At 74.6% G+C, this 22,036-nt stretch carries 15 protein-coding genes and 1 rRNA gene; 10 read left to right on the top strand and 6 right to left on the bottom strand.

Going from position 1 to position 22,036, the window contains the following annotated elements; genetic code table 11:
- The first annotated feature begins 64 nt into the window (after positions 1 to 64).
- Positions 65 to 4,669 carry a hypothetical protein gene (locus ACFWMZ_RS08175; protein WP_383200122.1) on the top strand — a complete coding sequence of 1,535 codons (4,605 nt, stop codon included), beginning with the start codon at positions 65 to 67 and terminating at the stop codon, positions 4,667 to 4,669.
- Positions 4,670 to 5,234: 565 nt separating this feature from the next.
- Here the strand turns inward: ACFWMZ_RS08175 and ACFWMZ_RS08180 are convergent.
- Positions 5,235 to 5,933 (bottom strand): hypothetical protein, encoded by a 699-nt coding sequence (locus ACFWMZ_RS08180; RefSeq protein WP_383200125.1) that lies wholly within the window; start codon positions 5,931 to 5,933, stop codon positions 5,235 to 5,237.
- Positions 5,934 to 6,423: 490 nt separating this feature from the next.
- Here ACFWMZ_RS08180 and ACFWMZ_RS08185 point away from each other — a divergent pair, with 490 nt between their 5' ends.
- The 4 genes from ACFWMZ_RS08185 to ACFWMZ_RS08200 all read left to right on the top strand — a co-directional run bounded on the left by ACFWMZ_RS08185 (position 6,424) and on the right by ACFWMZ_RS08200 (position 10,633).
- Positions 6,424 to 9,045 carry a nitrate- and nitrite sensing domain-containing protein gene (locus ACFWMZ_RS08185; RefSeq protein WP_383183019.1) on the top strand — a complete coding sequence of 874 codons (2,622 nt, stop codon included), beginning with the start codon at positions 6,424 to 6,426 and terminating at the stop codon, positions 9,043 to 9,045.
- Complete coding sequence (locus tag ACFWMZ_RS08190) at positions 9,042 to 9,473, top strand: roadblock/LC7 domain-containing protein (RefSeq protein WP_383183017.1); 432 nt, start codon at positions 9,042 to 9,044, stop codon at positions 9,471 to 9,473. Before ACFWMZ_RS08185 ends, ACFWMZ_RS08190 begins: the two co-directional genes overlap by 4 nt.
- A 10-nt stretch (positions 9,474 to 9,483) precedes the next feature.
- On the top strand, positions 9,484 to 9,879 hold the full coding sequence (locus ACFWMZ_RS08195; RefSeq protein ID WP_383183015.1) for a DUF742 domain-containing protein: 396 nt from the start codon (positions 9,484 to 9,486) through the stop codon (positions 9,877 to 9,879).
- Positions 9,880 to 10,027: 148 nt separating this feature from the next.
- Positions 10,028 to 10,633: an ATP/GTP-binding protein gene (locus ACFWMZ_RS08200; protein ID WP_383183013.1), complete on the top strand. Its 606-nt coding sequence runs from the start codon at positions 10,028 to 10,030 to the stop codon at positions 10,631 to 10,633.
- A gap of 133 nt (positions 10,634 to 10,766) precedes the next feature.
- Here ACFWMZ_RS08200 and ACFWMZ_RS08205 read toward each other — a convergent pair whose 3' ends face one another.
- The gene (locus ACFWMZ_RS08205) at positions 10,767 to 11,114 is read right to left on the bottom strand and encodes an Mpo1-like protein (protein ID WP_383183011.1); all 348 of its coding nucleotides are present in this window, start codon (positions 11,112 to 11,114) and stop codon (positions 10,767 to 10,769) included.
- Positions 11,115 to 11,186: 72 nt separating this feature from the next.
- Positions 11,187 to 12,074 (bottom strand): M15 family metallopeptidase, encoded by an 888-nt coding sequence (locus ACFWMZ_RS08210; RefSeq protein ID WP_383183009.1) that lies wholly within the window; start codon positions 12,072 to 12,074, stop codon positions 11,187 to 11,189.
- 134 nt (positions 12,075 to 12,208) lie between these two features.
- On the opposite strand from ACFWMZ_RS08210, the gene ACFWMZ_RS08215 reads away from it, so the two are divergent.
- Entirely contained in the window at positions 12,209 to 12,766 is a 558-nt protein-coding gene (locus ACFWMZ_RS08215) for an NUDIX domain-containing protein (protein ID WP_383200128.1), read from the top strand.
- 63 nt (positions 12,767 to 12,829) lie between these two features.
- Positions 12,830 to 13,915 carry a DUF4037 domain-containing protein gene (locus ACFWMZ_RS08220; protein ID WP_383183005.1) on the top strand — a complete coding sequence of 362 codons (1,086 nt, stop codon included), beginning with the start codon at positions 12,830 to 12,832 and terminating at the stop codon, positions 13,913 to 13,915.
- Positions 13,916 to 14,124: 209 nt separating this feature from the next.
- On the opposite strand, the gene ACFWMZ_RS08225 is transcribed toward ACFWMZ_RS08220, so the two are convergent.
- A complete protein-coding gene (locus ACFWMZ_RS08225; RefSeq protein ID WP_383200131.1) occupies positions 14,125 to 15,801 on the bottom strand; it encodes a TIM-barrel domain-containing protein in 1,677 nt (558 codons plus the stop codon).
- Between the two features lie 226 nt (positions 15,802 to 16,027).
- Between ACFWMZ_RS08225 and ACFWMZ_RS08230 the strand changes: the two genes are divergently transcribed.
- Positions 16,028 to 18,010, top strand: a complete 1,983-nt coding sequence (locus ACFWMZ_RS08230) for an acetoacetate--CoA ligase (RefSeq protein WP_383183002.1) — start codon at positions 16,028 to 16,030, stop codon at positions 18,008 to 18,010.
- A gap of 107 nt (positions 18,011 to 18,117) precedes the next feature.
- Positions 18,118 to 19,005, top strand: coding sequence for a hypothetical protein (locus ACFWMZ_RS08235; protein WP_383183000.1), 888 nt, complete (start codon positions 18,118 to 18,120; stop codon positions 19,003 to 19,005).
- 74 nt (positions 19,006 to 19,079) lie between these two features.
- Here the strand turns inward: ACFWMZ_RS08235 and ptsP are convergent, their stop codons facing one another.
- Both ptsP and ACFWMZ_RS08245 read right to left on the bottom strand, forming a co-directional pair.
- Entirely contained in the window at positions 19,080 to 20,750 is a 1,671-nt protein-coding gene (gene ptsP, locus ACFWMZ_RS08240; protein WP_383200133.1) for a phosphoenolpyruvate--protein phosphotransferase, read from the bottom strand.
- A 75-nt stretch (positions 20,751 to 20,825) separates the two neighbouring features.
- Entirely contained in the window at positions 20,826 to 21,275 is a 450-nt protein-coding gene (locus ACFWMZ_RS08245; RefSeq protein WP_383200136.1) for a PTS glucose transporter subunit IIA, read from the bottom strand.
- A gap of 590 nt (positions 21,276 to 21,865) precedes the next feature.
- Between ACFWMZ_RS08245 and ACFWMZ_RS08250 the strand changes: the two genes are divergently transcribed.
- Positions 21,866 to 22,036, top strand: a 16S ribosomal RNA gene (locus ACFWMZ_RS08250); the annotation flags it as partial.

Below are 22,036 nucleotides of genomic sequence, written 5' to 3' on the forward strand. Positions count from 1 at the left end.
CCCACCGCATTCCCCGCCTCCGGCCGCCGCCGGACCGTACCGATCGCAACGAGAGTCCGCCGCCATGTACGAGCTGTCCCGGGTCCGCCTCTACTCCATCGGACCCGCCGGCGCCCGGTACGCCGACACCGTCCTGGACCTGCGCGGAGTCGGCAAGGCCGTGCCCAAGCCGGCTCCCGCCCAGGCGGAGTTCTTCGAGGAGGAGCCGGTCGGCCCGCCCCGCAGGCCCGCCCCCGCCGGCGTCCTCTTCCTGGAGAACGGCGGCGGCAAGTCCGTCCTGCTCAAGCTGATCTTCTCGGTGATGCTGCCCGGCCACCGCAACACCCTCGGCGGCGCCAGCTCCGGCGTGCTCCGCAAGTTCCTGCTCGCCGACGACTGCGGCCACGTCGCCCTGGAGTGGCAGCACACCCTCACCGGCGAGACCGTCGTCGTGGGCAAGGTCAGCGAGTGGCGCGGCCGCCAGGTCTCCAACGACCCCCGCAGGTTCGCCGAGGCCTGGTACTCCTTCCGCCCCGGACCCGGCCTCAGCCTCGACTCGCTGCCCGTCGCCGAGTCCACCACCGTCCCCGCGCCCGTCGAAGGGGCCTCCGGGGCGCGCGGCAGGCGCCGCACCATGAAGGGTTTCCGCGACGCCCTCACCGACGCCGGGAAGTTCTACCTCCATCTCGACGTGCACTGGGAGGAGACCCACGAACGCTGGACCGAGCACCTCGGCGAACTCGGCCTGGACCCCGAACTCTTCCGCTACCAGCGGGAGATGAACGCCGACGAGGGCGAGGCCGCCGGCCTCTTCGCGGTCAAGAAGGACTCCGACTTCACCGACCTGCTGCTGCGCGCCGTCACCGACACCCGCGACACCGACGGCCTCGCCGACCTCGTCCACGGCTTCGGCCACAAACTCGGCCGCCGCGCCGAACTCATCGCCGAACGCGACTTCACCGCCGGCTCCGTCGACCTGCTCGGCCGCATCGTCGAGACCACCGCCGAACGCGACCGCAGCCGCGACATCCACGCCGCCGCCGAACGCCGCACCCGCACCCTCGCCCGCAGCCTCTCCCTGCGCGCCCGCCACGAACGCGCCCGCACCGGCGACCTCGCCCAGCAGGTCACCACCGCCGCCCACCGCGTCACCGAGGCCGACGGCGCCCGCTCCCACCGGGCCCTGATCGCCGCCGAACTCGCCTACCGGCACGCCTCGCTCGCCCTCACCGTCGCCGAGAAGGCCGCCGCGGCCCAGCGCCGCGAACTCGCCGACGCCCGCACCCTCCACTCCGCCTGGCAGGCGGCCGAGGCGGTGCTGCGCCACCGCGTCGCCGCCGACCGCTCCACCCGCGTCGCCGACGCCATCCGCGAGGCCGAACGCGACGCGGCGCCCGCCCTCGCCGCCCGCTCCCAGGCCGCCACCGCCCTCGTCCGCGCCCTCGACGCCGCCGCCCGCGACGGCGAGCGGGTCGCCACCGAACTGGAGGAGCGCGCCGCCCACCTCCAGGACGAGGGCGAGGCCGCCCACCGCGACGCCACCACCGCCGCCACCGAGGCCCAGCGCGCCCGCAGCGAGACCGGCCACCTGCGCCAGCGCCTCACCGAGGTCGAGCAGGAGACCGAGGATGCCGTCCGGGCCGGCTGGTTGGAGGCGAGCGCCGCCGACGCCGACCCCGCCCGGGCCGCCCTCGCCGCCACCGACGCCGAGCAGGAGGCCGTCGCCGCCTGGGAGAGCGCCCGCGAGCGCGCCCACCGCGTCGCCGACCACGCCAAGGAGTGCGCCGCCGACGAGGCCCGCGCCGACCTCGCCGCCGCCCGCGCCCACGACGCCGCCGACGCGGCCGTCCGCGCCCACGACGCCGAGCACCGCACCGCCGCCGCCCTCGCCGCCGAACCCCGGTTCGCCGAACTCCTCGGTCTGCCCGCCCCCGACAGCGACGAAGGCCCGCTCACCGCCGACGAGCTCGACCGCTCCGCCGACCGCCTCACCGCCCTCCTGGAGGAGGGCGTCACCGCCGCCGAACGCCACCTCTTCGACCTGCGGACCGCCGCCGCCGACGACACCCGCATCCTCGGCGCCCTCGGCGACGGCGGGCTCCTGCCGCCCGGCCCCGACGTCCTCGCCACCGTCGAGCACCTCGGTGAGCAGGGCATCCCCGCACTGCCCGGCTGGCGCTACCTCGCCCAGGCCGTCGACCCGGCCGAGCACGCCGCCGTCCTCGCCGCCCGGCCCGAACTGGTCGACGGCGTCGTCATCACCGACCCCGACACCCACAGCCGGGCCCGCGCCGTCCTCGCCGACGCCGCGCTGCTGCCCCGCTCCGCCGTCGCCGTCGGCACCTCCGCCGCCCTCCTCGCCCCGGCGCCACGCACCGCCGGCTCCGGCGCCGAGGAGCAGGGCGTCTTCCTCGTCCCGCCCAACCCGGCCATGCACGACGAGTACGCCGCCGACGAGGAGCGCCAGACCCTGCGCGCCCGCGCCGCCGCCCGCGACGAGGAGATCCGCGCGCTCGCCGCCCGCCTCGCCAAGGACCGTGAGCTCGCCGCCCGGCTCACCTCCTGGCGCTCCGCCTGCCCGGCAGGCCACCTCGCCCAGCTCCGCACCACCGCCGACCAGGCCCAGCAGCACGCCGACACCGCCGCCCACACCCTCCAGCAGGCCCGCACCGCCCGCGCCGAGGCCGACGAGACCGCCGCCGAGGCGGCCCGGGTCCGCGACGACAGCCAGGAACGCGCCCAGCGCGCCCGGCGCGCCGCCGACGCCCTCGCCGGTCTCGCCCACCGCCTGCGCGAGCGCCCCCGCTGGCAGGCCGCCCTGCGCGAACTGGCCGAGACCGCCGCCACCAGCGAGGAACGCGCCCAGACCTGCCTGGACCGGGCCCGGGCCGCCGACGAGGACCGCCGCGCCGCCCAGCGCGCCGCCGACGACGCCCGCCGCACCGCCCGAGCCCTGCGCGCCGAGCGCGCCGAGATCGCCGGAGTCCCCGACGACGCCGAACTGCCCGCCGCCCCCGACACCCCGCGCGTCTCGCTGCCCGCCCTGCGCGAGGCGTACCGCGCCGCCTCGCAGCTGTACGAGAAGGTCGGCGTCGGCGCAGACCTCCGCGCCGAGCAGGCCCGCGCGGAGAGCGACGAGTCGGCGGCCCGCGCCGAACTCGACCGGCTCAGCAACAAGGTCCGCAACCGCGCCGCTCAGCTCCTGGAGGACCCCGACGGCGCCGACGGCCCCTCCCGGCAGGCCGCCGCCGCCCGCGCCGAGGCCCTCGTCCAGATGCTGGAGACCCGCTCGGCCGCCGCCAGCGAACAGCTCGGCCGGCTGCGCGGCGAGGCCGAGCGGCACGCCCCCGAGGAGGGCGAGGCTCACACGGAGCTGCCGCCCGAGCAGGTGCCGGCCGACGTCGAGGCCGCCCAGCGGCTGCTGCGCGCCGCCACCGCCGAACTCGCCGAGCGCACCGACGAATTGGCCGCCGCTCGCGAGGCCCACGGCGAGCTGCTGCACGCCCACCGCGCGGCCGAGGAGGCGACCGCCGGTTTCGAGGAGACCGCCTCCCTCCTGCGCGACCTGCTCCGCGACTCGCAGGACGCCCGCGACGCCGAGGACGAAGCCGCCCAGACCTCCGAGCAGTACCGGGGCGGCCTGGACGAGGCCCGGCGCGCCGCCGCCGAGGCCCGCCGCTCCCTGCGGGGGTGCGCCGCCGACCTCTCCGCCGCCGAGTCCGCGCTCCGCGAGACCAGCGACATCCTCGTCCGGCACGCCAACTCCAGCCGGTACGAGCAGGTCCGCACCCCCGCCCGGGCCCAGATCCGCGAACTGCCCGCCGCCGCGCTCCCCGAACACGCCGCCAAGTGGGCGGAGGCGTTCGCACCGAGGCTGCGCGTCCTCACCGACGAACTCGACCAGCTCGAACGCAACCGGGACTCGATCGTGGACCGGCTGCGCGGCCTGGTCGAGTCCTCCCTCGCCACCCTCCGCTCGGCCCAGCGGCTCTCCCGGCTGCCCGAAGGACTGGGGGAGTGGTCGGGCCAGGAGTTCCTGCGCATCCGCTTCGAGGAACCCGACCAGACCACCCTCGTGGAGCGGCTCGGCGAGGTCATCGACGAGGCCACCAGCACCGCCGTACGCAAGAACGCCGACCTGCGCCGGGACGGCATGTCGCTGCTGCTGCGCGGCGTCCACGCCGCCCTCCAGCCGCGCGGCGTCTCGGTGGAGATCCTCAAGCCGGACGCGGTGCTGCGCGCCGAACGCGTCCCCGTCGGGCAGATGGGCGACGTCTTCTCCGGCGGCCAGCTGCTCACCGCCGCCATCGCGCTGTACTGCACGATGGCCGCCCTCCGCAGCAACGACCGGGGCCGCGACAAGCACCGCCACGCGGGCACCCTCTTCCTCGACAACCCCATCGGCCGCGCCAACGCCACCTACCTGCTGGAGCTCCAGCGCGCTGTCGCGGACGCCCTCGGCGTCCAGCTCCTCTACACCACCGGCCTCTTCGACACCACCGCGCTCGCCGAGTTCCCCCTCGTCATCCGGCTCCGCAACGACGCCGACCTCCGGGCCGGGCTGAAGTACATCAGCGTCGAGGAACACCTCCGCCCCGGCCTGCCCCAGCAGGACCCGCAGGAGGAGACGGTGCACGGCGAGATCACGGCCACCCGGATGTACGTCAAGCCACGGGAGGACGAGGAGTGAGCCGGAAGGGCCTGCGGGCTCCGGGGCATGGCGATGGGCAGGAACAGGCCCAGCCGGGGCGTGCCTTGCTCGTTCGCCATCGCGTCTCGTACGGCCTGGAGACCTGACGAACGGCGAGGGGGAGCGGCTTGGGCCGCTGCTGCCGCGGGGCGACAAGCCAGGCCGACCGCAGGTACGGACGGGTCGGCAGCCGGGTCCACCAGCACGCTGCCGGGGGGCCGAGCGCATGGCCCACCGGTACCTCGTCTTCGACGGCGACTGACGACGCCACTCGCGCGACAGATCCCAGGGCGGGAAGGTGCCCGGCGACCTGGCGGCGACATCCTCGAAGGCCCGTCCGCCGTGTCACCGGGAGCCGGTCAGACGGCGCCGGTCCGGCCGCTCGCCCTTCCCGCTCCGCGTGCGGCCAGACCGAGGACGAGACCATTGGCCAGGAACCAGGGATTCCACAACAGCGGCGTCCACAGCCGTTGTTCCGGGCTGAGGCCCCAGCTTCGTACGCGTCCAGACGCGTCGTGCCGACCGCGGTGCAGCGCACCTGACGGAGCCGCCGTACCGCGCGCGGTCAGGACGAGTGGGTCAACTGCCGTGCCCGCTCCGGGGACTTCGCCGCAATGGGGCCGGCGTCGGCTTCCTCGCGTCCTGCGGCTCGCACGCCGGAGCCGCCCCCGGTCCTGGCGGCACCGCCCCCGGGCTTGCCGCCGCGCCCAGGCCCGGCCACCGGCGCACCCTTGCCGTCCCGTGCGGGACCGGCCGGCCGTGCCTCGCGTTCCCCGTCGGGGGCCGCGGACCGCGCGCCGCCCGACGGGTCGGGTATCCGGACCCCGGCCCTGGCCGCCTGCCGGGCGGCGCGCCGCGCGCGGCGGCGTTCGCGGCGGCGTTCCCGGGCCGTGCTGCCGGGGGTGGAGACGACGCCGTGCCGCTGGTTCCACACCTGACGGGTGACCCACACGTCCAGCACCGCCCAGGTCGCCGCGATGGTGCTCGCCACGCTGCTGAGCACCATCGGGAAAGCCAGCCAGGACTCCGCCAGCGTCGCCAGGAAGGCGACCATCGCCTGTATCAGCGTCAGCGCCACGATCATCACCGCCCGCACGGCCGCCGTACGCACCGGATCGGGCAGCCGGGGGCGTATCGCGGGCTCCTCCACCCACAGTGGTTCCCGGCCCGGCTCCCCGTTCCGCTCGGCCCGGCGCGGGCCGGGCACCCGCCCGCCCGGCTCGTCCCGGTCCGCCGAGGTCCTCTGCCGCTCCGCCGTCGCCATCAGTCCGTCACTCCCCACCGCCTTGCCGCCAGCCGTCCGGGGCCGGGTGGAACCGGCACCGTCTTCTGTGTGGCTGCCCGCCTTCGTCCGCTTCACGCTGTCGCCGCCGAGATCCGGCGGCCACCGGCTCGCGCCGGCGCACCCCTCCCGTACCAACTCCGCACATCTCGCACACGACTTGTACAGAAGGACGCGCGACACCCCCTGATGATTCCCGCCCGGGCGGGCGAGATGTCGGAACTGGCCGGGGAGATGCCCGGAATCGGCCGGTCCGGGCGGTGCTCCGACGGTCCGGGGTCCTCTCGAAGACCGGCCAGGCGGGCACGGGATCGACGCCGAACAGCGGGAACCGGCCGTCGGCGGCGCGCTCCGGGCCGAAAACCTCCCGGACGTCTCTTCGATCACCCCTGTGTCGGTAGTAGGCTCGCGCCGTTTATTGACGCACGGATGTGCACCCCGGACACCTTCGGGGGACGGACTGGGGGAGGCCATGCGCTTTCGCGGCAGGACGATCCGGCGGAAGATCGTGGCGTTGCTGCTCGTGCCGCTGGTCTCCCTCACCGCGATCTGGGGATTCGCCACTGTCCTGACAGGGCGTGAGGCGGCCGAACTCCTGGAGATCGGGCAGGCCAACGACCGCGTCGGCCGCCCGGTCGAGGAAGCCGCGCGGGTCCTCCAGGACGAACGGCGCAGAACCCTCGTCCACCTCGCCGACCCGCGCGCCTCGGCCGCCCTCGGCGAGCTGCGCCGCTCCCGCACCGTCACCGACCGGGCCCTGGCCCGCGTCCGGGCCGGCGCCGCGGACACCGACGCCACCGAAGGGCTCAGTGACGACTCCCGGCGGCGGCTCACCGCGCTCCTGGAGTCCTTCGAGGGAATCGCCACCCTGCGCCGTTCCGTCGAGGACAACACCGTCACCCGCACCGCCGCCCTCGACCTCTACAACCGCCTGGTCGACCCCTGCTTCGTCTTCCTCACCCACCTCCACGCACTCAAGGACGTCGAACTCGACAAGCAGAACCGCGCCCTGGTCGGCATCGCCCGCGCCCGCGACCTGCTCTCCCGCGAGGACGCCCTGATCGCCTCAGCGCTCGTCGGCGAACGCCTCGACAAGGGCGACCTCCGCCAGGTCTCCGACCTCCTGGCCCAGCGCACCCTGCTCTACGACACCAACCTCGCCCTCCTCCCCGACGACGAACGCGCCCGGTACGAGCGGTACTGGCAGGGCCCCGAGACCGCCCCGCTGCGCGACCTGGAGAGCTCCGTCGCCGCCGCCCCGCCGGGCCCGCCGCACGGCGTCACCGCCAAGAGCTGGAACACCGCCGCGGTCAAGGTCCTCGACGGCCTCGCCGACCGCGGCGACGCCGCCGCCGACCGGTACGAGGAACGCGTCCGGCCGGTCGCCGTCGGCGTCCTCGCCCGCGCCGGGGCCACCGGTGTCCTCGGCTTCGCCGCGCTCCTGCTCTCGCTCTACCTCTCGGTCCGCATCGGACGGGGCCTCATCCGCGACCTCTCCCGGCTGCGCCACCAGGCCCACGAGGCGTCCGGCGTCCGCCTGCCGTCCGTCCAGCGCCGCCTGGCCGCCGGCGAACAGGTCGACGTCGACACCGAGGCGCCCCGGCTGGAGTACGGCAGGAACGAGATCGGCCAGGTCGGCCAGGCCCTCAACACCCTGCAGCGGGCCGCCGTCGAAGGCGCCGTCAAACAGGCCCAGATGCGGCGCGGGGTCTCGGAGGTCTTCGTCAACCTCGCCCGCCGCAGCCAGGTCCTCCTGCACAAGCAGCTCACCCTCCTGGACACCATGGAGCGGCGCACCGAGGACTCCGAGGAACTGGCCGACCTCTTCCGCCTGGACCACCTCACCACCCGCATGCGCCGCCACGCCGAGGGCCTGGTGATCCTCTCCGGCGCCGCCCCCTCCCGGCAGTGGCGCCGCCCGGTGCAGCTGATGGACGTCGTCCGGGCCTCCGTCGCCGAGGTCGAGGACTACGAGCGGATCGAGGTCCGCCGCCTGCCGAGGATCGCGGTGACCGGCCCCGCCGTCGCCGACCTCACCCACCTCACGGCGGAACTCCTGGAGAACGCCACGGTCTTCTCGCCCCCGCACACCGCCGTCCAGGTGCACGGCGAGGCCGTCGCCAACGGTTTCACCCTGGAGATCCACGACCGGGGCCTGGGCATGGCTGCCGACGTCCTCCTCGACGCCAACCTCCGCCTCGCCGAGACCCCCGACTTCGAACTCTCCGACACCGACCGTCTCGGCCTGTTCGTGGTGAGCCGCCTCGCGCAGCGCCAGAACATCCGCGTCTCCCTCCAGAAGTCGCCGTACGGGGGCACCACGGCGGTCGTCTTCATCCCCGACGCCCTGCTCATCGAGACCGACGGCGAGTCGACCGGGTCCACCGACGGCCGCGGCCTCGCCCTCGACGGCATCGGTAGCGGCGCCCGCGGCCCCGGCCGCCCGGCCCTGACCCGGATCCCGACCTCCCGCCCGCGTACCGGCCCGCCCCTCCCGGACGGCCCGGTCGAACTGGAGGCCCCGGTGGGCACCCCCGGCCTCGCCGACGACGACTTCCCCGGCGCCCTGCCCGACGAGGACAGCGAGCCCGGTGTCTTCCGGCCCCGGCGGCCGCTGACCCCCGCGTCCGGCCCCGGCGACCAGCACCAGCAGGCCCACGACGACGGAGCGGCCGAAGCCCGGCCCGGCGGCCCGTCACCCGCCGACGCCGGCCCCGTGCCGCTGCCCCGCCGCCGCACCCCCAAGCTGGTCAGCTCGCACGGCCGCACGGTCGCCCACAGCAAGCCCGACGAGTCCGGCCACGACCAGGAGGACCGCGGCCGCGAGGGCGGGCCCGCGCCCGAGGCCCCTGCCGCACCGGGCCCCGCCGCCCTGCCGCGCCGGGTCCGGCAGGCCAACCTGGCCCCCCAGTTGAAGGACGCCCGCAGGAGCGCCCCGGACGACCGCGAGAAGGACACCGCGCACGACACCGACCGCGACGCCGACGAGGTCCGCAGCCGCATGGCCTCGCTCCAGCGGGGCTGGCAGCGCGGCCGCGACGAGAACGCGGGCACCACAGCACCACGAACGACACCCGAGGGAGACGGTCGATGACCGCATCGAAGACCGCCGCGCACACCACCGGATCCGGGGAGCTGAACTGGCTCCTCGACGACCTGGTCAACAGGGTCGCCGGCATCCGCAAGGTCCTGGTCCTGTCCGGGGACGGACTGCCCACCGGGGTCTCCCAGGACCTCACCCGCGAGGACAGCGAGCACCTGGCGGCCGTGGCCTCCGGCTTCCACAGCCTGGCCAAGGGCGTCGGCCGTCACTTCGACGCGGGCCGCGTCCGGCAGACCGTCGTCGAGTTGGACGAGGCGTTCCTCTTCGTCACCGCCGCGGGCGACGGCAGCTGCCTCGCGGTCCTCGCCGACTCCGACGCGGACGTGGGGCTCGTGGCGTACGAGATGACGCTGCTGGTCAAGCGGGTCGGCGTGCATCTGGGCAGCGCGCCGCGCACGGATCTGCCCGCGGGCGGGTAGTGAACCGGGCATGAGCGAAGACGGGAACGGGGCGCACCGCTGGTTCGACGACGACGCGGGGCCGGTGGTCCGCCCGTACGCGATGACGCGAGGCCGTACCACCGGCGCGGGTCAGCACCGCCTGGACCTCATCGCCGTCGTCGTCGCGGAGCCGCGCGCCGACGGTGCGGAGGAGAACCGCACGCTGTCGCCGGAGCACGTCGACATCGTCACGCTGTGCCGCGAGGCACCCCAGTCGGTGGCGGAGCTCGCCGCCGAACTCGACCTGCCGGTCGGCGTGGTCCGGGTCCTGGTGGGGGATCTCGTGGAGGAGGAGTTCGTCCACGTGAACCGTCCGGTCCCCCCGGCGGAGCTGCCCGACGAAAGCATTCTGCGCGAGGTGATCAGCGGGCTGCGGGCCCTCTGACGACCCGCCGGCGGGGCCCGGCCGCGCGGCCGGGCCGTACGGCCGCAGGCAGCCGGCCGGGACCGCGGCGGGCGCCGTCCCGCCACCGAACGCCGGCGCGCCGTCGGCACCCACCCCCGAGAGACAGCGAAGCAGGAGACGAGACTCCATGAAGTTCGGGCGTTCAGCGCGTGAGAAGGCCCCCGTCGAGCCGGTCACTCTGAAGATCCTCGTGGCCGGGGGCTTCGGCGTCGGCAAGACCACCCTGGTGGCGGCGGTCAGCGAGATCAAGCCGCTCCGGACCGAGGAGACCCTGAGCGAGGCGGGCCGCCCGGTGGACGACACCGGCGGCGTGGAGGCCAAGCACACCACCACGGTCGCCATGGACTTCGGCCGGATCACGCTCCGCGAGGACCTCACGCTGTACCTCTTCGGCACGCCCGGCCAGGACCGGTTCTGGTTCCTCTGGGACGAACTGGCCCAGGGCGCCCTCGGCGCCGTCGTCCTCGCCGACACCCGCCGCCTGGAGGACTGCTTCGCCGCCGTCGACTACTTCGAACGCCGCGGCATCCCTTTCGTCGTCGGCGTCAACTGCTTCGACGACGCCGACCACTACCCGCCCGAGGACATCCGCACCGCCCTCGACCTGGACCCGGGCATCCCCGTGGTCCTCTGCGACGCCCGCGAGCGCGCCTCCGCCAAGGAGGTCCTCATCGGGGTCGTCGAACACGCCATGGCCCGCGCCGCCGCGCCCCGGGAGACCGCCCCGCACTGACGCCGCGCGCCCCGGCCCCGCCGCACGCGGCCCGCACCCTCGCCGACCGGGCTGCGAACCACGTGCCGGGGAAGTGTTCTCCCGCCCCGCCGACCCGTCAAGCCACGCCGCCGGGCGGCTTCGACCGTACGGCTCAGCCGTTCTCCGCGAGCCACTTCCGCGCGGTCTCGGCCAGCTCGTGGTCCCGCCCCGCCAGCATCGTCCGGATCATCTGCGCGTCCCCGCGCAGCGACCAGGCGGGGTGCCCGAAGGTGGCCGGGTTGTTCTTCTCGATGAGGAAGTGCGCGGGCCACGCCGTCCCGTACCCGATCAGCGGCAGCGCCGCCAGATACCGCTTGCGCCCCCGCGCCAGCCCGTAGGCGCTGATCGCCAGCCCGGTCAGCGTCCCGGTCAGGTGCACCCACCGCGTCGCGGCCCGGGAGTGCATGGCCACGTAGTAGGGCCAGAATTCCTCGTACGAGTCAAAGCTCCGTTGCTCCATGCGGGCACCGTAGCCGCCGCTCCGCCGCCCGGACCAGGCCCGTGACCGGCCGGACGGCGGCAGCGGCCGGCCTCAGTGGTGGTGGCCGCCGGGCAGTGAGCGGCGCTCGACGGGGAAGTCGAAGTAGGTCTCGGGGAAGAGCTCCGGCTGGTGCGTGAAGTGCCACCACTCCTCGGGCAGGTTGGTGAATCCCTCGGCCGCCAGCGCCGACCGCAGCAGGTCGCGGTGGGCCCGCTGGGCGCCGGTGACCCGTGGGTCATCGGTGTGCGAGAGCGTGTCGAAGCAGTCGAACCCGGTCCCCATGTCCACCGAGTTGTCCGGGAACCGCTGGTCGCGCGGGGCGAAGCAGGGCTTCAGCCGCTCACCGGGCAGGTAGGGCCGGGTCGGCTTCGCGGGCAGCTTCACCAGCGTCAGGTCCACCGTCGAACCGCGGCTGTGCCCGGACTTCTCCGCGATGTACCCGTCCTCGAAGAGCCGCGACTTCTCCACCCGGGGGTAGAACTCCGCCTTCATCCGCTCGTCCGCCACGTCCTCGGCCCAGCGCACGAAGTGGTCGACGGCGCGCTGCGGCCGGTAGCAGTCGTAGACCTTCAGCGAGTAGCCCTTGCGCAGCAGGCCGCGCTGCGCCCGCTGGAGCGCCTCGGCCGTCGGCCTGGTCACCACGCACATCGGCGCGCGGTACCCGTCGATCGGCTCGCCGACGAAGTTGTGCGGGGTCGTGTAGCGGATCTCCTGGAGGATCGTCGGCGCCACGTCCGAGAGCGCCACGAACCCGCGCGGTGCCTTCGGCCCGCCGGAGCGGGAGTCCGCGACGGGCGCGGCGGTGGCGGGAGAGGCCGTGGTGAGCGCGGTCAGCGCGAGAGCGGCGGCCGCCAGCCCCGCGCCGAGCGCGCGGGCGGTACGGGCAAAGGACCGCGCGGATCCCGAGGACGAACGGGCGGAAGTATCGATTCCTGTCATGCGCCCTTCATCTACCAGGTCGCCCCACCGCGAGGGAAGGGCAACCCGCCGGGTGCGCGCAGCTGTTCGGCTCTCCCGGCCGGCCGGTGCCCGCCCGCCGCCACCCCGCCCACCGTCTCCGCTACAGTCCCCGCGTGCCTGCGACCACACCCAGCCCCACGCCCACACCCGTGCCCACGTCCCAGCCCCCCGTCCCGGGCTCGCACTGCTCGGCCTGCGGGACGCCCTACCCGGACCCCGGCGCCGACCGCCGGGTCTGCCCGTCCTGCGGCACGGTCGCCTACCGCAACCCGCTCCCCGTCGCCGTGGCACTCCTGCCCGTCCGAGACGAGGAGGGCCCGGCGCTGCTCACCGTGGTCCGCGCCGTCGAACCGGCGCGCGGTACCGCCGCCCTCCCCGGCGGTTTCGTCGACGGCGACGAGGACTGGCGCCAGGCCGTCGTCCGCGAACTCCGCGAGGAGACCGGCGTACCCGCGGACCCCGCCGAGGTCACCCTCGCCGACGCCATGAGCTCCCACGACGGCCACCTCCTCCTCTTCGGCCTCCTCCCCGAACGGGCCGCCGCGTCCCTCCCCGCCTTCACCCCCACCGCCGAGACCACCGCGTGCCGCCTCCTGCGCGCCCCCGCCGAACTCGGCTTCCCGCTGCACACCCGGGCGGCTGCGGCCTGGTTCGCCGGGCTGTACGGATGAGCCGTCCCGCGCCCTCGCCGTTACTTGCTTGCCCGCGCCGCTCCCGACGCCGAGAGTGAGCCCATGACGAGCCCCGCCCCCTCCTTCCTCCGCGGCCTCGAACTGTCCCGGATCCTCTACGAGGAGGCGGTCCGCCCGCTGCTCGCGGAAGCCCTCCCCGGCCTGCGGTACGCGGCCGCCCGGATCGGCTCGGGCTCCGAGGTGCTCGGCTTCGACACCGCGCGGTCGGCGGACCACGAGTGGGGCCCGCGGCTGGAGCTCTTCCTCACGCCGGAGGACGCCGCCCGCCACGGCGCCGCCCTCCACCAGCTCCTGAGGGAACGGCTGCCGAAGCAGGTACGCGGCTGGCCCACCCACTTCCGCCCGGGCGGCGGGGACGGCCGGATCGGCCACATGACACCGACCGACGGCCCGGTCGACCACCGGGTCGGTCTCCACGAGGCCGACCGCTGGCTCGCCGACCAGCTCGGCCCCGGCGCCGCCGCCGAGGAGCCGTCCACCGCCGACTGGCTGGCGATGCCCCAGCAGAGGCTGGCCGAGGTCACCGGCGGCGCGGTCTTCCACGACGGCCCGGGCACCCTCACCGCGGCGCGCCGCCGGCTCACCTGGTACCCGGACCAGGTCTGGCGCTACCTGCTGGCCTGCCAGTGGCAGCGCATCTCCCAGGAGGAGGCCTTCGTCGGCCGCTGCGCCGAGGTCGGCGACGACCTGGGCTCGGCCGTGGTCGCCGCCCGCCTGGTACGCGACCTGATGCGCCTCACCCTCCTCCTGGAGCGCCGCTACGCCCCGTACGGCAAGTGGCTGGGCACCGCCTTCGCGAGCCTGCCCGGCGCCGACACCCTGGTCCCGCCCCTGCGGGCGGCCCTCGCGGCCACCACGTACCCGGACCGCGAACGCCACCTCTGCGACGCCTACGAACAGGTCGCCACCCGCCACAACACCACCGGCCTCACCCCCTGGGTCGACCCCACCCGCCGCACCTACCACGACCGCCCCTACCAGGTCCTCCACGCCGAACGCTTCACCCGAGCCCTCACCGCCACCCTCACCGACCCCGCCCTCCGCTCCCTCCCCCTGACAGGAAGCATCGACCAACGGACCGACAACACCGACCTCCTCACACAGCCGGGGACCATCCCGGACCAATAAGAGCCCGGCCGGCGTTGGAGGCCGTCCGCGCCCGTCGGGGCGACGCGCGGCTCAGCCACTCCCAGCCCGGCCGGCGTGTGAGGCCATCTCTGACCGGTGCTCTGGGAGCAGCGAGCAACCAACGACAGCCCGGCCGGCGTGTGAGGCCATCAGTGACGCCCCCAGGCGCCGAGCAGCCAAGCTGAGCCCGGCCGGCGCTCGAGGCCACCTCACCCAAACCCCCGGACGGCCACCCGCACCCCCACCTCCCCGCCCGCCGCAGGCGCGTCCCCGTCGGAACGCACCACGACCCGCCCCTCCTCCCACCGGCAGACCACCCGCTCCAGCACCCCGTCCCCGGCGCACCCCCGCACCAGCATCCCCCCACCCGTACGCCCCCGGGCAGGCGCCCAGACCTCCAACTCGACCTCCCCGCCGGCGCCCCGCACAGGCACCACGGCCCCGGCCCGCGCGAACACCGGCAGCCGATCCGCCCCCGCGGTCACCGGCACGGTGGCGCCCCCCTGATGAGCCCGCCCCGTAACCGTGTCGTACCACCGCCCCGCCGGCAACCGCACCGCCGACGGCCCGCCCCCGGCCCCCAGCACGGGCACCACCAGGAAAGCGTCCCCCAGCAGGAACGCGTCCCCGCCCTCCCTCAGCCTCCGGTCCTCCGGGGTGTTCCACCACACCGGCCGCACCGCGGGCACCCCCGTCATCCCGGCGAAGCCGCTGAGCACCGCGTGGTACGGCAGGAGCCGCCGCCGCTCGGCCAGCGCCACCCGGGCCGGCTCCGCCAGCTCCGGCCGCGCCTCCCACCCCTCGGGCCCCGCCCCCGTACGGAACACCGGCAGGTACGCCCCCAGTTGCCACCACCGCACCCACGCCTCCGCCGACGCCCCCTTCCCCGGACCGTCCCCCTCGGACCCGGCCGGGGCCGCCCCGCACAGCCCCAGCGCCGTCACCCGGGCCAGCGTCGCCCGCATCGCCGACCAGCCGTCGTCGGCCGCCGCCCCCTGCCGCGGCACCCACGCCCGCTGCCGCGCGGCCCGCTCGGCGGGCACCGCGGGATCCGCCACGCCGAGCACGGAGACCGCCGCGACCTCGGGCGGCCCCGCCACCGCCGCCCAGGAGGCCAGCACCCGCGCAGGCGTCCCCACCGCCATCCAGTGCCGCGGCGGACCACCCGCCCCGCGCAACTCGGCCCGCCCCGGCCGGTCGTGCCCCGACCCCGCTCCCTCGGCCCCCTCCGACAGGCGCAGCGTCCCCCCGTCCGCACCGTCGGGGACGACCAGGTGGGTCCCGGCGTCCGCCACCACCAGCTGCACCGGGGCCACCCTCGAAGCCCCCGGCACCGCGTGCACCCCGTCGCCCAGCCGCAACCCCGACCCGCGGCCACCGAGCCCGAAGAACCGCGCGTCCGCGCCGACCTCCGAGCGCCGCGCCCACCGCGACGGCCCGCCGTCGGCCCGCTCCCACCAGCGCGGCGGCAGGTCCCGGCGCAGCAGCACCCCGCCCGGCGTACACACCTCGACCGTCCCGGTCGGCGAGACGGCGAGCGTGAGCCGCTCCGACACCACCCGCCAGCCGCCCGCCGTGTGGGGCTCCAGCCGGGCCCGCGCGTCCGCCTCGACCAGGTCGCCGCGGACCAGGCGCGAGGGTGCCGGCTCCGCTTTGTCCCAGCCGCAGAACACCACCGCCGCCGTCGTCACCAGCACCCGCAGCGCCGACCGCTCGAACCGCACCACCCCGCCCCCGGGCCCCGGCTCCGCCCCCAGCGCGCGCCCGGGCACCCGGGCCCGCTCCACCGCCACCGCGGGGTGGCGCCCCCGCCCGGGCCACCAAGGGCGCGCCTGCCCGAGCCCTGCCACCGATGCCACCGAACGTACGAGGTCACGACCGTCCATGCGGGTCAGCCTGCCATCCGCGAACGGTCCGGCAGGTGCCGTTCAATCGCCGTTCAACCAGTGATCAACCACACCTCCACCCGGGCAGGTGTGTGGCCCCGGCCCTGGTGCGGAAATCGATCACATGGCATCGTCGGCCCCACCGCACCGCCCCCGCGCTCCGTCGGCCGCCCACCCCGGCGGCGCGGGCGCGGGCACCGAGTACGCACCGCACGGGAGCCGCCCCATGTCGACCGCCGAACCACAGCCCCAGCCGCTCTGGCAGCCCACCGAGGAGCGCGTCGCGCAGGCCGCGGTGACCCGTTTCCAGAGCTGGGCGGCAGAGCACCACGGCGCACCCGCCGCGGGCGGCTACCCGGCCCTGCACCGCTGGTCCGTGGCGGAGCTCGACACCTTCTGGCAGGCCGTCACCGAATGGTTCGACGTCCGCTTCGCCACCCCGCCCGAGCGCGTCCTCGGCGACCGCGCCATGCCCGGCGCCCAGTGGTTCCCCGGCGCCACCCTCAACTACGCCGAGCACGCCCTGCGCGCCGCCGCCGACCGTCCCGACGCCCCGGCCCTCCTGCACGTCGACGAGACCGGCGCCGTCGACCCCCTCTCCTGGGCCGAGCTGCGCCGCCAGGTCGGCTCGCTGGCCGCCGAACTCCGCGCCCTCGGCGTCCGGCCCGGCGACCGGGTCAGCGGCTACCTGCCCAACATCCCCCAGGCCGTCGTCGCCCTGCTCGCCTCCGCGTCCGTCGGCGCCGTCTGGACCTCCTGCGCCCCGGACTTCGGCGCCCGCAGCGTCCTCGACCGCTTCCAGCAGGTCGAACCGGTGGTCCTGTTCACCGTCGACGGCTACCGCTACGGAGGCAAGGAGCACGACCGCAGCGACACCGTCGCCGAACTCCGCGCCGCCCTGCCCTCCCTGCGCGCCGTCGTCCACATCCCGCTGCTCGGCACCCCCGCGCCCGAGGGCGCCAGAGAGTGGGCCGGCCTGGTGGCCGCCGACACCGAGCCGGTGTTCACCCCGGTCCCCTTCGACCACCCCCTGTGGGTCCTCTACTCCTCCGGTACGACCGGCCTGCCCAAGGCCATCGTCCAGTCACAGGGCGGCATCCTCCTCGAACACCTCAAGCAACTCGGCCTCCACTGCGACCTGGGCCCGGAGGACCGCTTCTTCTGGTACACCTCGACCGGCTGGATGATGTGGAACTTCCTCGTCTCCGGCCTCCTCACCGGCACCACCGTCGTCCTGTACGACGGCAGCCCCGGGTACCCGGACACCGGCGCCCAGTGGCGCGTGGCCGAGCGCACCGGCGCCACCCTCTTCGGCACCTCGGCGGCGTACGTCATGGCCTGCCGCAAGGCCGGTGTGCACCCCGCCCGGGACAACGACCTCTCCCGCGTCCAGTGCGTCGCCACCACCGGCTCGCCGCTGCCCCCGGACGGATTCCGCTGGCTCCACGACGAGTTCGCCGAGGCCGGGTCCGACCTGTGGATCGCTTCGGTGAGCGGCGGCACCGACGTCTGCAGTTGCTTCGCGGGCGCCGTCCCCACCCTTCCCGTGCACATCGGCGAGCTCCAGGCCCCCTGCCTCGGCACCGACCTCCAGGCGTGGGACCCGGCGGGCCACCCGCTGACCGAGGAGGTCGGCGAACTGGTCGTCACCAACCCCATGCCGTCCATGCCGGTCCACTTCTGGAACGACCCCGACGGCAGCCGCTACCACGACAGCTACTTCGACGCCTACGAGGGCGTCTGGCGGCACGGCGACTGGATCACCGTCACCTCCCGCGGCTCCGTCGTGATCCACGGCCGCTCCGACTCCACCCTCAACCGCCAGGGCGTCCGCATGGGTTCGGCCGACATCTACGAGGTGGTGGAGCGGCTCCCGGAGATCCGCGAATCCCTGGTCATCGGCGTCGAGGAACCCGACGGCGGCTACTGGATGCCGCTCTTCGTCCACCTCGCCGACGGCGCCGCCCTCGACGACCCTCTGCGCGAGGCGATCAAGAAGGCGATCCGCCACAGCCTCTCCCCGCGCCACGTCCCGGACGAGATCATCGAGGTCCCCGGCGTCCCGCACACGCTCACCGGCAAGCGCATCGAGGTCCCCGTCAAGCGCCTCATGCAGGGCACTCCGCTGGAGAAGGCGGTCAACCCGGGCTCCGTCGACCGCCTGGACCTGCTCCAGCACTACGCCGACCTGGCCCGCGCCCGCCGCTGACCGCACCCCGCACCGCAGCCGTCCCCCGATCACACCCTCACTGTCAGTGAGGGTGATTACGGTGAGTGAGCAAGTGGCCGCACCACTCACTCACCAGGGGGAGCTCCATGACCACCGTCCACCCGACCCCGCGCCAACTGCTGCGCCGCGAGATCGCCGGCACCCTCGGCCTGGTGGCCTCGGCCGCCGACTTCGCGGCCATGCGCCGCTACCGCACCTTCCTCTTCGACGACCACACCACCTACCTCCAGCACGCCGAGGCACTGCTCCGCGCCCAGGCGGCCCAGGGCCGCATCACCTCCGTCGTCCTCTTCGACCCGGACGAGTTCGCCCGCTACTGCGCCCAGGAGGGCCTGGACCCCGACACCGCCGACAGCCGCACGCGCTACACCGCCGAGGCCGCCGCGCTCGGGCCCTGCCTGCTCCACGAAGGGGAGCCGGTCGCCGACCTCCTCGAGAGCCTCGTCGCGGAATCCCTCCGCCAGGCGACCTGGGAGTACGCCAGCGACCTCCTGGAAGGGCTCGGCGACTGCCCCCACTGCGCCACCCCGCTCGCCCACCACGCCCGGCAGCGCGCCCACCGCCTGCTGCGAGCGGTCCTCGACACCACCACCCCCGGCCACCACCAGCTCGTCTGCTCCCTGACCACCTCCGGCCGCACCCTGCTCGCCCCCCTGCACGCCGACACCCGCTCCCTCGGCGAAGCCCTCCTCGACCCCGACGAGGCCGTCGACTTCACCACCTTGCTCGCCTGCGCGCTCGCCCTGCCCGCACCGGCCGGACTCGTCATGCGCAGCCGGGTCGAGGGAGTGCCCGAGGAGGTCCGCGGCTGGCGGCTGAGGGCAGGGCGCCCACAGCCGCTGACCGCCGCAGAGGTCTTCGACGCCTACTGCACCGACGCCGTCTCCGGCGAACCGGTCGCCCCCGAACCAGGCGTCGAGTACCGCGCGGGCACCCCGCTCGACGACGACCACGGCCCGGGACCCTGCCACTGACGGCCGCAGGGGCGTCCTCCCCGAACCGGGAGGACGCCCCTGCGGCGACGGCGGGGCTCACCACTCCAGGTGGCTCACTCTCCGGACAGCACGCCCTGCGCCGCCGCCCGCGCCTCGTCCGCGGACTCCGTGGCCCGCGCCGCGGCGGCCGCACGCTCGCACTGCGCCAGCGTGTACTTGGCCAGCGTCGCCCGCACGTACGGGATCGAGGCCGCGCCCATCGACAAGGAGGTGACGCCCAGACCGGTCAGCACGCAGGCCAGCAGCGGATCGGCGGCCGCCTCGCCGCACACCCCGCAGCTCTTCCCCTCGGCCCGCCCGGCCTCGGCCGCCAGCGCGACCAGATCCAGCAGCGCCGGCTGCCAGGGGTCCTGCAGCCGCGACACCGCACCCACCTGCCGGTCGGCGGCGAAGGTGTACTGCGCCAGGTCGTTGGTGCCCAGCGACAGGAACTCGACCTCCTGGAGCACGGACCGCGCCCGCAACGCCGCCGAGGGGATCTCCACCATCGCCCCGAACTTGGCGTGCAGCCCCGCGGCCCGGCAGGCGTCCGCGAAGGCCTTGGCGTCCGCCCGGTCGGCGACCATCGGCGCCATGACCTCCAGGTGGACCGGCAGCCCCTCGGCCGCCCGCGCCAGCGCGGTCAGCTGCGTCCGCAGCACGTCCGGGTGGTCCAGCAGCGTCCGCAGCCCGCGCACGCCGAGCGCCGGGTTCGGCTCGTCGGCGGGCGTGAGGAAGTCCAGCGGCTTGTCCGCCCCCGCGTCCAGCACCCGCACCACGACCCGCCCCTGCGGGAACGCCTCCAGCACCTGCCGGTACGCGGCCGTCTGCTTCTCCTCCGACGGCGCCCGGGCACTGTCGTCCAGGAAGAGGAACTCGGTCCGGAAAAGCCCGACACCCTCCGCCCCGGCGGCCACCGCGGCCGCCACGTCACCGGGGCCGCCGATGTTGGCCAGCAGCGGCACGGTGTGCCCGTCCGAGGTGGCCCCCGGGCCGCTCGACGCCGACAGCGCCGCCTTGCGCGCCACCGCGTCCGCCTCCAGCGCCGCCCGCTTCTCGGCACTCGGGTCCACGAACACCTCCCCGGAACTGCCGTCGATCGCGATCTCGGCGCCCTCGGCCAGCTCCCCGGCGCCGGGCAGCGCCACGATCGCCGGGACCCCGAGCGCCCGCGCCAGGATCGCGCTGTGACTGGTCGGCCCGCCCTCCTCGGTCACGAAGCCCAGCACCAGGGTCGGGTCGAGCAGCGCGGTGTCGGCGGGCGCCAGATCCCGCGCGATGAGGATGTACGGCTCGTCGCTGTCCGGGACCCCGGGCATCGGCACGCCGAGCAGCCGCGCCACGATCCGGTTCCGCACGTCGTCCAGGTCGGCGACCCGGCCCGCCAGGTACTCCCCGGCCCCCGCCAGCAGCGCCCGGTACGAGGCGAAGGCGTCGTACACGGCTCGCTCGGCGGTGCTCCCCACCGCGATCCGCCGCTCCACGTCGGCGATCAACTCCGGGTCCTGCGCCATCATGGCCTGGGCCTCCAGCACGCCCTGGGCCTCACCCCCGGCCAGATTCCCGCGCGCCGTCAGGTCGGCGGCGACCGCCTCGACGGCCCGCCGCGCCCTGGCCTGCTCGTGCTCCGCCTCCTCGGCGGGGATCTGCTTGGCCGGTGGCTCCAGCACCGCCGTCCCCATGTGCCGAACCTCGCCGATCGCCACTCCGTGGCTGACGCCGACGCCTCGCAGCGTTGTCTCCATCTCACTGTCTCCGCTCGTGCGGCATGCCCGCCGCGTTGGATGTGGTCGTCCGCCGGGTACCGGCGCCGGGAGCGGTCAGTTCCAGCTGAACAACGGCTGACCTGCCGCTACGTCCCCATCCTCGCGAACCCCGGACAACTGGTCGGCCACCGCCTCCAGCGCGACGACCGGGCAGACGGGAGACTTGCCCGCGCTCTCGACGGCGGTGGGGTCCCAGCGCACCACGGGCTGGCCCTGGGCCACGGTGTCCCCCTTACGCACCAGGAGTTCGAACCCCTCGCCGTTGAGCTGCACGGTGTCGATGCCGAGGTGGGTGAGCACCCCGCGCCCCGACTCGTCCACGACGACGAACGCGTGCGGATGCAGGGAGACCACGACACCGGCGACAGGGGAGACTGCCTCCGACGGCTCGCGCACCGGATCGATCGCGGTACCCGGCCCCACCATCGCGCCGGAGAAGACCGGATCGGGCACCGAGGCCAGCCCGATGGCCTGGCCAGTCAGCGGGGACATCACTTCGGTCATGGCTGAACCTCCGAGAGGATGAGCAGGTCTGAGGAGCACAAGAGAACCGCCGGGCAGTCCCGGACGGCACGCTGCCGAGTAGCGTAAGTCATACGAAGTCATGATTCCGCCCAAGACGTCCTGTTGAAGAGGTGAGCCGTCGCGGGCAGAAACGATTTGCATCGCGGCTCGGCGCCTGGGTACAGTCGACTCCTGCCCAGCGCCGAGCACGACATTCAAGCGTGCCGACGGGGCGGCCAAACTCAGCAGATTCCCTGAATCCACTGCATATCCGCATGCCTGCGGACGGTGGTCGGAGGCAGGAAAAAGAACTGATAGAGTCTGGAACACGAAATACCGAAGGGAAGCGCCCGGAGGAAAGCCCGAGAGGGTGAGTACAAAGGAAGCGTCCGTTCCTTGAGAACTCAACAGCGTGCTAAAAGTCAACGCCAGATATGTTGATACCCCGACCGGCCAGGTTTCTGGCTGGTTGAGGTTCCTTTGAAATACAACAGCGAGGACGCTGTGTGCGACAGGGATTATTCCTCCTTGTCGCACCGCTCTTGTGCTTGTTGCCCCGCAGTCTTTAACGAGACGCAGTCGGGTACACATTCACGGAGAGTTTGATCCTGGCTCAGGACGAACGCTGGCGGCGTGCTTAACACATGCAAGTCGAACGATGAAGCCCTTCGGGGTGGATTAGTGGCGAACGGGTGAGTAACACGTGGGCAATCTGCCCTGCACTCTGGGACAAGCCCTGGAAACGGGGTCTAATACCGGAT

This window comes from Streptomyces sp. NPDC058373, assembly GCF_042723275.1.
In the GTDB taxonomy this organism is placed as follows: Bacteria; Actinomycetota; Actinomycetes; order Streptomycetales; family Streptomycetaceae; genus Streptomyces.